The 11,955-nt window shown below is 58.7% G+C and carries 10 protein-coding genes; 9 read left to right on the plus strand and 1 reads right to left on the minus strand.

Features of this window, described 5'->3' with window-relative positions; all coding sequences use genetic code 11:
* The first annotated feature begins 53 nt into the window (after positions 1-53).
* The 9 genes from AC13DD_RS05895 to AC13DD_RS05935 all read left to right on the plus strand — a co-directional run bounded on the left by AC13DD_RS05895 (position 54) and on the right by AC13DD_RS05935 (position 10,908).
* Positions 54-1,358, plus strand: coding sequence for an N-acetylmuramoyl-L-alanine amidase (locus AC13DD_RS05895; protein WP_482930984.1), 1,305 nt, complete (start codon positions 54-56; stop codon positions 1,356-1,358).
* 20 nt (positions 1,359-1,378) lie between these two features.
* Entirely contained in the window at positions 1,379-3,289 is a 1,911-nt protein-coding gene (gene mutL / locus AC13DD_RS05900) for a DNA mismatch repair endonuclease MutL (protein ID WP_482930975.1), read from the plus strand.
* A 28-nt stretch (positions 3,290-3,317) separates the two neighbouring features.
* Complete coding sequence (gene miaA / locus AC13DD_RS05905; RefSeq protein WP_482930985.1) at positions 3,318-4,322, plus strand: tRNA (adenosine(37)-N6)-dimethylallyltransferase MiaA; 1,005 nt, start codon at positions 3,318-3,320, stop codon at positions 4,320-4,322.
* Between the two features lie 33 nt (positions 4,323-4,355).
* Positions 4,356-4,607: an RNA chaperone Hfq gene (hfq, locus tag AC13DD_RS05910; RefSeq protein ID WP_008170056.1), complete on the plus strand. Its 252-nt coding sequence runs from the start codon at positions 4,356-4,358 to the stop codon at positions 4,605-4,607.
* A 118-nt stretch (positions 4,608-4,725) separates the two neighbouring features.
* A complete protein-coding gene (hflX, locus tag AC13DD_RS05915) occupies positions 4,726-6,024 on the plus strand; it encodes a ribosome rescue GTPase HflX (protein ID WP_008170060.1) in 1,299 nt (432 codons plus the stop codon).
* Positions 6,025-6,107: 83 nt separating this feature from the next.
* Positions 6,108-7,295, plus strand: coding sequence for an FtsH protease activity modulator HflK (hflK, locus tag AC13DD_RS05920; RefSeq protein ID WP_053112707.1), 1,188 nt, complete (start codon positions 6,108-6,110; stop codon positions 7,293-7,295).
* Positions 7,296-7,297: 2 nt separating this feature from the next.
* On the plus strand, positions 7,298-8,173 hold the full coding sequence (gene hflC / locus AC13DD_RS05925; protein WP_008170064.1) for a protease modulator HflC: 876 nt from the start codon (positions 7,298-7,300) through the stop codon (positions 8,171-8,173).
* Positions 8,174-8,347: 174 nt separating this feature from the next.
* On the plus strand, positions 8,348-9,529 hold the full coding sequence (locus AC13DD_RS05930) for an ATP phosphoribosyltransferase regulatory subunit (protein ID WP_008170066.1): 1,182 nt from the start codon (positions 8,348-8,350) through the stop codon (positions 9,527-9,529).
* Between the two features lie 83 nt (positions 9,530-9,612).
* A complete protein-coding gene (locus AC13DD_RS05935; RefSeq protein WP_008170068.1) occupies positions 9,613-10,908 on the plus strand; it encodes an adenylosuccinate synthase in 1,296 nt (431 codons plus the stop codon).
* 54 nt (positions 10,909-10,962) lie between these two features.
* Here the strand turns inward: AC13DD_RS05935 and cmoB are convergent, their stop codons facing one another.
* Positions 10,963-11,955, minus strand: a complete 993-nt coding sequence (gene cmoB / locus AC13DD_RS05940; RefSeq protein ID WP_482930976.1) for a tRNA 5-methoxyuridine(34)/uridine 5-oxyacetic acid(34) synthase CmoB — start codon at positions 11,953-11,955, stop codon at positions 10,963-10,965.

Consider the following 11,955-nt stretch of genomic DNA (forward strand, 5'->3'; position numbering starts at 1 on the left):
TGAATTGTGCAAAGCTGAGTAAACAACTGGTCTGGCCGATTGCGCTATTGCTTATGACATTGGCGTTTCACGGTTCGGCGGCGACACAGGTTGAGAGTGCCCGTATCTGGCCCGCGCCCGATCATACCCGGCTGGTTCTGGACACTGGCGGGCAGGTGGAGCACAACATTTTCTCCCTGAGCGGCCCGGCGCGGCTGGTGATCGATCTCAAGAATGCCAACCTGAAGACCGATTTTTCCGGTCTGGACCTTTCCGGCAGTCCGATCAGGCGAATCCGCAGTGCCCCCAGAAACGGCACCGATTTGCGCGTCGTTCTGGATCTCAAGGCTGACATCAAACCGCGGAGTTTTCAGCTCGAGCCGAATCAGCAGTACGGCCACAGACTGGTGGTCGACCTGATTGATGAAAGCGGTAGCCGGCTGGAAAAGGCGACAACGCCCACCGTGACCCAGGATTCATCCGGAAAGCGGGACGTTATTGTGGTCATTGATGCCGGGCACGGCGGGGAAGATCCGGGTGCTATTGGTCCGCGGGGAACCCGTGAAAAGGATGTGGTTCTGAAAATGGCGAAAACCCTGGCCAACCTCATCAATGATCGGCCGGGTTATACCGCCAAGCTGACCAGAACCGGGGACTACTACATTGGCCTTCGCAATCGCACGATTCTGGCCAGGAAATACAACGCTGACCTGCTCGTCTCGGTCCATGCCGACGCCTTCCGTACACCACAACCCAAAGGTGCCTCGGTCTTTGCCCTTTCCCAACGCGGCGCCACCAGTGAAACCGCCCGTTGGCTGGCCAATAGTGAGAACCGGTCGGATCTGATCGGTGGTGCCGGCGGGCTGTCCCTCGATGGCCGTGACGACATGCTTGCCGGTGTTCTGCTGGACCTCTCCATGACGGCCAGTATCAACGCCAGTCTGGGGGTTGGCAGTTCGGTCCTGGGCAAATTGGGCGGCGTGGCGAAGTTGCACAAGCCTGGCGTTGAGCAGGCCGCTTTTGCGGTTCTGAAATCACCGGATATTCCCTCCATCCTCGTGGAAGCAGGCTTCGTATCGAATCCCCAGGAAGAGAAAAACCTGGCCACTGAGTGGTATCGCAACAAGCTGGCCGGCGCCATCATGAAAGGCATAGATGACTACTTCCAGAAAACGCCCCCGCCTGGAACCCTGCTGGCGTGGCAAAAACAGAATCGCCAGGGTGGAAACAGCATCAGCCACTATCGGATACAGCGTGGAGACACGCTATCCGGCGTGGCCCGGAAAAATCAGACGACCGTCAGTGAGCTGATGCAGTTTAACGACCTTCGGGACGACCGTGTTATGGTAGGGCAAACCATTCGTATTCCCGCGTCCTGATCAAGAGGTTTTTCTGTAACATGCCCCCCATTCGATTGCTGTCACCGCGGCTCGCGAACCAGATTGCCGCGGGTGAGGTGGTTGAGCGCCCCGCGTCTGTCGTCAAAGAACTGGTTGAAAATGCCCTGGATGCCGGCGCCAACCGCGTCGATGTTGAGGTGGAGCAGGGCGGCGTCAAGCTGATTCGAGTTCGGGATGACGGCAGTGGTATTGAGGAAGACGATCTTCCCCTGGCGCTAAGCCGCCATGCGACCAGCAAGATTGCCAGTCTGGACGATCTGGAAGCCGTGGCGTCCCTGGGTTTCCGGGGAGAAGCGCTTGCCAGTATCAGCTCTGTCTCCCGTCTTACCCTGACCTCAAGGACCGAGTCGCAGGAAGCGGCCTCTCGGGTCGAGGTCGAGGGCCGGGAAATGGACGCGAGAATTTCGCCTGCAGCGCATCCGGTCGGAACGACCGTTGAAGTGCGCGACCTGTTTTTTAACACCCCGGCTCGCCGCAAATTCCTGCGTACTGAAAAGACAGAATTCAATCACGTCGAAGAATGTGTGCGGCGCCAGGCGCTGAGCCGTTTCGATGCTGGCTTCACGTTGCGCCATAACCAGCGTGTCGTTCAAAGCCTCAGGCCAGCGGAATCGGCCCTCGATCGCGAGCGTCGGATTGGATCCCTGTGCGGCCAGCAGTTTATCGATAACGCGGTGGTTATTGATGCGGAGGCCACCGGGCTGCGCCTCTGGGGTTGGGTCGCTCTTCCCACATTTTCGCGCAGCCAGGCCGATCTTCAGTATTTTTTCGTCAACGGCCGCGTTATTCGTGACCGCCTGATAGCTCATGCCGTGCGCCAGGCCTATCGGGATGTACTCTACAATAACCGGCACCCGGCGTTTGTATTGTATCTGGAAGTCGACCCCGCCACCGTCGATGTAAACGTCCACCCGACCAAGCACGAGGTCCGGTTCCGGGATGGTCGGCTGGTTCACGATTTCATCTTCAGAACCCTGCACAAGGCGCTGGCCGATGTCCGGCCGGACGATCATTTCCGCGGCGCGGTGGCGCAGTCCTTTGGTCGCGAAGCAGTCACCCAGGGTCAGGAAGCCGTTCCGTCCACCGGTGCCTCTGCAGAGGCGGGCTGGAACGGCCAGCCATCGGTATCCAGCTATGGTTACCCCGGCAGCTCAGGCGCCGGCTTTGGCGGACAGTCGCAGCCCCAACAGGAGTGGCGCGCCAGCGATCAGATGGCGTTTTATCAGTCCCTGAATGCCGGTGGCGGAAGCGACGGACAGCAGGCTATGCCCGTAAGCGATCGCGCCGCCACACCAATGCCAACACCGCCTGCAGACAGTGACCAGGAGCCGCCGCTCGGATATGCCATCGCCCAGCTGCACGGGATCTATATTCTTGCCCAGGGTCGTGCGGGGCTCATTGTTGTGGACATGCACGCGGCCCACGAGCGCATTACCTATGAGCGAATGAAGCGGGCGCTTGCCGAGCAGGACCTTAAAAGCCAGCCGTTGCTGGTGCCGCTGTCGCTGGCGGTCAGCCAGAAAGAAGCCGCCCTGACCGAGAGTCACGGTGAAGAACTGCAGAAGCTTGGTCTCCAGATTGAGCGGATTGGTCCGGAAACCCTCGCTGTGCGGCAGGTGCCCGCGCTTCTGCGGGGTGCTGACACAGAACAGCTGGTGCGTGACGTTCTGGCGGATCTCATTGAGCACGGTCAGAGTGATCGTGTCGAGGCGGTGACGCATGAGCTGCTCGGCACCATGGCATGCCATGGTTCAGTGCGTGCCAACCGGCAGTTGACCATTCCGGAGATGAATTCGCTGCTCAGGGACATGGAGGCGACCGAGCGCAGTGGCCAGTGCAACCATGGCCGGCCGACATGGACCCTGGTGACCATGTCTGAGCTGGACAAGCTGTTTCTCCGGGGGCGCTGAGGTGTCACTGCCTCCTGCCATCTTTCTGATGGGGCCCACGGCTTCCGGAAAGACAGACCTGGCCATGGCGCTCTGCGACCACCTGCCTTGCGACATCATCAGCGTAGATTCCGCAATGATCTATCGGGGTATGGATATCGGAACGGCCAAACCCACGGCCGCAGAGCTCGCGCGGGCGCCCCACAGGCTGATTGATATCTGCGATCCGGCGGAAACATACTCCGCTGCGGATTTCCGTCGGGACGCGCTGACCGCCATGGCCGAAATAACGGCCGCAGGCAGGATCCCGCTTCTAGTCGGCGGCACCATGATGTATTTCAAAGCGTTGCTGCATGGAATGTCCGGTCTGCCATCGGCCAGCCCCGACGTACGACGGGCGCTGGAGCAGGAGGCAGAGGAGCGGGGTTGGGAGGCTTTGCATGAAGAGCTGCGGGCCAGTGATCCGGTGGCAGCCGAGCGGATCCATCCGAACAACCGGCAGCGTCTGATGCGGGCCCTGGAGGTATTGCGCCTTACCGGCAAGCCGATTTCGGAGTTCTGGCGAGCCGATCAGGGTGGCTGTGAGCAAACGACGGCAGTGGCGCAGGTCGGCGACATTGAGGATTACACCTATTTCACTCGCTGGCAGGCAGACGAAACATCTTTGCTTCCGTATACTGTAATTCAACTTGCCGTGACGCCGCCTGAGCGGCGGGTGCTTCATGAGCGGATTCGCCTGCGGTTTCTAAAAATGCTGGAGGCGGGGTTCGTTGATGAAGTTCGGGCTCTGATGATCCGGGACGACCTGCACCCTGATCTCCCTTCCATGCGTTGTGTCGGATATCGCCAGGCCTGGAGCTATTTGTCCGGGGAAGACGACTACGAGACATTTGTCAGCAAGGGAGTGGCAGCAACACGCCAACTGGCGAAGCGGCAGTTGACCTGGTTGCGCAAGTGGTCAGATTTGGACTGGCTGGACAGCGGCGACAAACATATCGCTGAGGTAGCCTTGAAAAAAATCCGACTTCGCACCACATTTAATTTTGACAAATGACGATCTGCATTTACTAAAAACAGGAGAAAACACATGTCAAAAGGGCATTCGTTACAAGACCCTTACCTCAATGCATTGCGCAAGGAACGCATTCCGGTTTCCATCTTTCTGGTCAACGGTATCAAGCTTCAGGGCCAGATTGAGTCTTTCGACCAGTTCGTGATTTTGCTGAAAAATACTGTCAGCCAGATGGTCTACAAGCACGCTATTTCCACTGTGGTTCCTGCCCGAAATGTCCGCATTCCGCAGCAGGCTCCGGGAGGAGAGGGCGAGTCTGAAGACTGATCCATCCGTTTCCCGATCTTGCCACCCGCGTTCCAGAGGATCCCGACAAGGGGTCTTGTGGCTGCGGGTGTTTGTTTTTATGACCCTCATCATGTGTTTACCCCGGAGTTGATGCCAATTGTTTGAACGTCCTGATGTCGGTGAGCGCGCGGTCCTCGTCCACATCGATTTTACTGCCCACGATGGTACCGAAGACCCCGGTGAGTTCCGGGAGCTGGTCACCTCTGCCGGTGTTGAGCCTGTCTCAACCGTTACCGGGTCCCGCAAGCAGCCCAGCCCCAGATTTTTCGTTGGTGAGGGCAAGCTGGAAGAAATTCGTGATGCAGTAGCGGCGAACGAAGCGGATGTGGTGTTGTTCAACCATGCCCTGAGCCCACGCCAGGAGCGCAACATTGAGCACGAGCTCAAGTGCCGTGTGCTGGACCGCACCGGTGTGATTCTTGATATCTTCGCTCAGCGGGCACGGACTCACGAAGGTAAGCTTCAGGTAGAGTTGGCGCAGCTCGAGCATATGTCCACGCGACTGGTTCGGGGCTGGACCCACCTTGAGCGACAGAAAGGTGGTATCGGGCTGCGCGGGCCTGGTGAAACCCAGCTGGAAACCGACCGCCGGCTCTTGCGGGAGCGCATCAAGTCTATCCACAAGCGTCTGGAAAAGGTTCGTCGCCAGCGCAACCAGGGCCGCAGGGCCCGTCAGCGGGCTGACATCCCCACCGTATCGCTGGTTGGATATACCAACGCCGGTAAATCCACTTTATTCAACCGTATTACCACTTCCTCCGTATATGCTGCAGACCAGCTGTTCGCCACGCTGGATCCGACGTTGCGGCGGCTGGAACTTCCGGATGTCGGGCCGGTCGTAATGGCGGACACCGTGGGCTTCATCCGGCATCTGCCGCACAAGCTGGTTGAGGCGTTCCGGGCGACGCTTGAGGAAACAACGCAGGCGACGCTGCTGCTTCACATCATCGACAGCCATGACCCGCGCCGCGAGGAGAACATTGAGCAGGTTGAGGAAGTGCTTGCGGAGATCGGGGCGGACGACATTCCCATGCTGCAGGTGTTCAACAAGATTGATCTGCTTGAAAATTTCACGCCTCGGGTTGAGCGCAACGAAGAGGGTATCCCGGTGAGAGCGTGGGTTTCCGCGGTTACTGGCGAAGGCCTGGACGGCTTGTTCGATGCGATCGTGGAGCGTGTGGCCGAAGACGTCGTTCACCACTTTGTCCTGCTGGGTCCCGCGGATGGCAAACTGCGTGCACTTTTGCATGAGGCAGGATCGGTGATCAGCGAGGAATACCGGGATACCGGCGACACGGTGGTTGAGGTGCGCCTGCAGAACCGGGATTGGCATCAGCTGCTGAGCCGCGCCGGTGTGAATGAAAAGTCAGTCAGGCTGGACGTGGGTCACGCCTGAAACCGCAGCGGCTATTGCCGGGGCGGAGATAAATCCCTAGTATTTGCAGTCATTCTATTTATAAGTCAGTAACGGAGAGCACTATGGCCTGGAACGAACCGGGTGGAAACCGTAACGACAATGACCCCTGGGGTACCGGTGGTGGTCGACGCGGCAATGATCAGGGGCCGCCAGACCTCGATGAGGCGCTGAAAAAAGGTCTCGACAAGCTCAACAAGATGCTGGGCGGCAAGGGTGGCAAGTCCGGCGGCAGCGGTGGCAGTAGCGGCGGCAGCGCCGGTGGTTTTGGTGCGATTCTCGCACTGGCAGCCATACTGGTGGTCGGCTATGTCATCTTCCAGTCCTTCTATACCGTGGACGAACAGGAGCGGGCGGTGGTTCTCCGTTTCGGTGAATACCACCAGACCGAGAATCCTGGCCTGAGATTCAAGGTGCCACTGATCGATAGCGTCACCAAGGTCCGCGTGACTAACGTGCGTACCGCTGAGTCCAGTGGCCAGATGCTGACCCAGGACGAAAACCTGGTAACGGTTGACCTCCAGGTGCAGTACCGCGTTGGCGACGCAGAAGCCTACGTGCTGAATGTGCGTGACTCCAACCAGGCGCTGGCCTTTGCAACGGATAGTGCGATCCGTCACGAGGTCGGTAGCTCGACACTCGACGACGTACTGACCGAAGGTCGTGCAGAACTGGCCGTGCGGGTCGAGCAAAGGCTCCAGATGTTCCTGCGGGAATACGGCACTGGTCTGGAGTTGGTGCGGGTTAACGTTGAAAGCACCCAGCCACCACCAGCGGTCCAGGATGCCTTCCGTGAAGTCCAGAGGGCCCGTGAGGACGAGCAGCGGGTGAAGGAAGAAGCTGAAACCTACCGCAACCGGATCGTTCCGGAGGCTCGTGGTGAGGCCCAGCGCATGATCGAAGAAGCCAACGCCTACAAGGAAGAGGTGATCGAGCGGGCCCGTGGTGAGACCTCGCGTTTCCTTGAGCTACTGGCCGTCTATCAGATGTCTCCGACAGTCACTCGCGAACGTTTGTACTTACAGACGGTCGAAGAAGTCCTTGCTAACAGCAGCAAGATCCTGGTTGATACGGAGAGCAGTGGCAACATGATGTACCTGCCGCTTGATCGACTGACCCAGGGCTCGCTGCCCCGTACCGGTGGATCATCCTCCGGCAACAACCAGGGCAACGTGGACATCCAGACCCTGACTGATCAGGTTCTTCAGGAACTGCGAAGCAGGCAGGATACTACCGTTCGGAGGAGCAGATAATTATGGGACCTAAAGGTGTAGTGGGCCTTGCAGGCGCCCTGATCGTTGTCCTGCTGGTACTGTCCAGTGTGTACATCATTCCGGAAACCCATCGGGGTGTTCTGCTCCGGTTCGGTGAGCTGGTAGAGACCGATATCCAGGCCGGTATCCATTTCAAGGTTCCGGTCATCGACCAGGTTCGTGAATTCGACATCCGGGTTCTCACCATGGATCTGCCCTCGCGGCAGTATCTGACCGTGGAGAAGAAACCGCTGGATGTGGATTCGTATATTGCCTGGAAGATCCGTGATGTGGACCAGTTCTATCGAGCGACCGGCGGTGACGAGTTCCGCGCTCAGTCCCTGTTGTCCTCCCGTGTTGATAACGGCCTGCGGGACGAGTTTGGTATCCGGACCATGGTCGAAGTGGTCTCGGGCCAGCGGGATGAGCTGATGCACACGCTGCGGGATCGCGTAAACCAGACTGCCCAGAACGAATTCGGTATCGAGGTTCTCGACATTCGTGTAAAGGCTATCGAATTCCCGGGTCAGGTGAGCGAAAACGTCTACCGTCGGATGGCGACCGAGCGTGAGAAACTGGCTCAGGAATTCCGTTCGCGGGGTCGGGAGTTGGCCGAAGGTATTCGCGCCGATGCGGATCGTCAGAGAACCGTTATTCTCGCGGAAGCCTTCGCTCAGTCAGAAGAAACCCGGGGTGAAGGTGACGGTCAAGCGGCCAGAATCTACGCCGATGCCTACGGCTCCGACGCGGAATTCTACAGCTTCTACCGAAGCCTGCAGGCTTATCGCAATACCTTCATGAGCAAGGATGACATCATGGTGATTGATTCCAACAGCGCGTTCATGAAGTTCCTGAACGATCCGCAGGGTGCCCGTTAACCCTGCACGTTCAGACCAAAAACCGGAATACCTCTGTATTCCGGTTTTTTTGTGCCCGGCAACCGTGTAAAATTCTGCCGGTTTTGTGTAGGGCTTTTGCCGAGTGCCGCCTTAAATCCTGTGTGATCCCCCAGCCGACTGTGCCGGTGCGGATATAACGGACAACGGAATCTCATGACAGTATCTGATCGCTGGTTACTGCCAGACGGGGTAGAGGATATTCTTCCCCCGCTGGCCGGACGGATCGAATCCCTGCGTCGGGATGTAATGGATACCTGCCAGCGCTGGGGCTACCAGCTGGTAATCCCACCGCTCATTGAATATCTCGAATCCCTGTTTACCGGAACCGGAAACGATCTGGAGCTTCAGACCTTCAAGCTCACCGATCAGTTGACCGGGCGGATGATGGGTGTTCGCGCCGATATGACGCCTCAGGCGGCGCGCATTGATGCCCATACCCTGGGCCAGGAAGGGATCACCCGTCTTTGCTATGCAGGGCACGTACTCCACACCCGCCCAAGGCACATGCTGACAGGTCGAACACCGATTCAGGCCGGCTGCGAACTGTTTGGCAGTGGCTCCGAAGCAGCGGATATGGAAGTGATCAGCCTGATGCTGGAAACCCTCAGGGTTGCCGGCTTGCCCCGTATCCATCTGGATCTGGCTCATGTTGCCATCTATGAGAGTCTGATCGGCGAGGCGGATTTTGATCGGGATACGGAGAGCGCCATTTTTGACGCCATGGCCCGCAAATCGGTGCCGGAGCTTGATCAACTGTTGGGTCAATGCCCTCCAGGCTCTGCGGGTGCTCGTTTGCGTGAGCTTGCCCGGGTCAGTGGTGGCCCGGAAGCCTTGAACGAGGCCCGTCGGATCCTGCAGGGTGCCTCTGACAGCCTGGACGCGGCACTCGACCAGCTTGGGCGTGTGTCTGAAATGCTGGGAAGGGATTACCCGGATATCAGCTTCGGATTCGATTTCTGTGAGCTTCGTGGCTACAACTACCACACGGGCCTGGTGTTTGCAGCCTACGTGCCGGGCCACGGCGATTCCGTGGCCAAGGGTGGCCGTTATGATGCGATTGGAAGTGACTTTGGCCGCGCCCGCCCGGCAACGGGGTTCAGTCTTGATATTCGCTCGCTCGTCTCTCTTGGCGAGCGCGTGACTCGCAGTGCCGGCGCTGTCTGGGCGCCGGCGGATGACGACCCCGCCCTGGAAGGCGTGATCTCCGGTCTGAGAATGACGGAAACCGTTGTTCGTGCACTTCCCGAAGACGAGGGCGTTAACCCTGCCGCCAGAGGCTGTGACCGTGAGCTGGTCAAACAGAGTGGCCAATGGGTTGTGCAGAAGCTGGGCTGATGCCCCCGGGGCCTCGGTGAATTCATTTACAGGTAAACTTGCGAAACGCCTGTCCTGCGGGGCAGCCGCATTGAGAGAGAATCATGGGTAAAAATGTTGTTGTGCTGGGCACCCAGTGGGGTGATGAAGGCAAGGGTAAGATTGTTGACCTGCTGACCGACAAGGTTGCAGCGGTTGTCCGCTTCCAGGGCGGGCACAATGCCGGTCATACCCTGGTAATTGACGGCAAGAAAACAGCGCTTCACCTGATTCCTTCCGGCATTCTGCGGCAACACGTCTATTGCCTCATCGGCAACGGTGTTGTCCTGTCGCCCGAGGCTCTGCTGAAAGAAGTGCGCGAGCTGGAAGCCAATGACGTGGCGGTTCGCGATCGCCTCCGCATCAGTCTGGCGTGCCCGATCATTCTGCGTACTCATGTTCGAATTGATCAGGCCCGTGAAAGGGCTCGTGGTGTCGACAAGATCGGCACAACCGGTCGCGGTATTGGCCCGGCCTATGAAGACAAGGTTTCCCGTCGTGGCCTGCGCCTGGGCGATCTGTGCAATCCCGCCGACTTCGAAATGAAGCTCCGGGAGATCATGTCATACCACAACTTCATCCTGACCGAGTACTTCAAGGAAGAGGCTGAGGACATTGATGCCGCACTGGAAGAGCTGAAGCAGATGGGCGAGGAAATTTTGCCCATGGCGGCAGACGTGACTGACATGCTGCATGATTTCCGTAAGCGTGGAGAGAATATCCTGTTCGAGGGTGCCCAGGGCTCGCTCCTGGATATCGATCTTGGCACCTATCCGTATGTGACTTCTTCCAACACCACCGCTGGCGGCACGGCCACCGGTTCCGGCTTCGGCCCGCTGTTCCTCGACTATGTGCTGGGAATCACCAAGGCGTATACCACCCGTGTAGGCTCCGGACCGTTCCCGACCGAACTGTTCGACGATATGGGCAACCACCTGGCGGTGAAGGGCAACGAAGTCGGCACTACAACCGGGCGCGCCCGCCGTTGTGGCTGGTTCGATGCGGTGGCTCTGCGCCACGCCATCCAGATCAACAGTGTGTCCGGTATCTGTCTGACCAAGCTGGACGTGCTGGACGGACTGGAAACCGTGAAGGTTTGCGTAGGCTACAAGACGCCTAACGGCGAGATTTTCCGGCCGCCCATCGGCTGCGACAGCTACAAGGACATCGAGCCGGTTTATGAGGAACTGCCCGGCTGGAGCGAAAGCACCGTTGGCCTGACCAGCGTTGATCAGTTGCCGGAGAACGCCAAGGCCTACATCCGTTTCCTGGAAGAGCAGATCGAAGCGCCGATCGATGTGATATCTACTGGTCCGGATCGTATCGAGACGATTACATTGCGTCACCCGTTCGGCGAGTAATCGCCAACGTTAAAAAAACCGCCCTGCTTAAAAGGCACGGCGGTTTTTTTGTGTTCAGGGCTTCTCGGCAATCACGGTAGCACGCAACGGCCCCGGGTATCCTTCCACGGTTTTTGAGGGGTCGTTCGGATCCAGAAAATCCTGGAGGGAGTTGAAACGCATCCAGTCGGTGCTTCGCTGTTCGTCTGTGGTCGTAGGGGTGACATCGACCACCCGGGCATTCCGGAAGCCGGTGCGGTCCAGCCAGCGCAGCAGTGTGTCGCAGGACGGGAGGAACCAGACGTTCCGCATCTGCCCATAGCGATCCTCGGGCATCAGGCTGAAGCCCTCAGGGCCTTCAACGACAAGTGTTTCCAGTACCAGTTCCCCGTCCCTGCGAAGCGTCCCCTTCAGTTCAAGCAGATGATCGAGCGGTGAGCGCCGATGATAGAGAACCCCCATGGAAAAGGTGGTGTCGAAGGTTTCAAGGTCGGCGGGGAGGTCTTCCATCCGAACGGGCAGCAGGTCTATCGGGACATCACCGAGGTAGTCCTTGACGCTGAAGAACTGGAACAGGAACAGCAACCCCGGGTCGATGCCGATCACCCGGCCCGCGCCCTCGCCCAGCATGCGCCAACAGTGATACCCGGAGCCACAACCCACATCCAGTATGCGGCGACCGGAAAGGTCTGAAAGATAGGGCGACACGCGGTCCCACTTCCAGTCAGAGTGCCATTCGGTATCGATGTATGTACCGAAGAAGTCGAAGGGGCCTTTGCGCCAGGGCATCAGGCCGCGTAATCCGAGTTCCAGTTGCTCCCGTTGTGCCACGGTCAGGGGCTGCCTGGAGGTCAGGGTTACCGCGGATTGGTCCAGTTGCGCGTCTACCTGAGTCAGACCGGGTAGCTGGTCAAGGGCAGCTTGCCAGCGATCGAGATCGCCGTGGGGGCGGTCCTCAAAGCGGTGGGTCAGTTGCTGTTGGAGTTGCGTCGCCCAGTGCTCCAGGCCGTCTTTCTCAAGTTCATCGATGATAGGCCCGAACCGGGCTTTCCAGTCAAAGTCTGCCAT

It is taken from the genome of Marinobacter sp. L-13, from assembly GCF_056857715.1.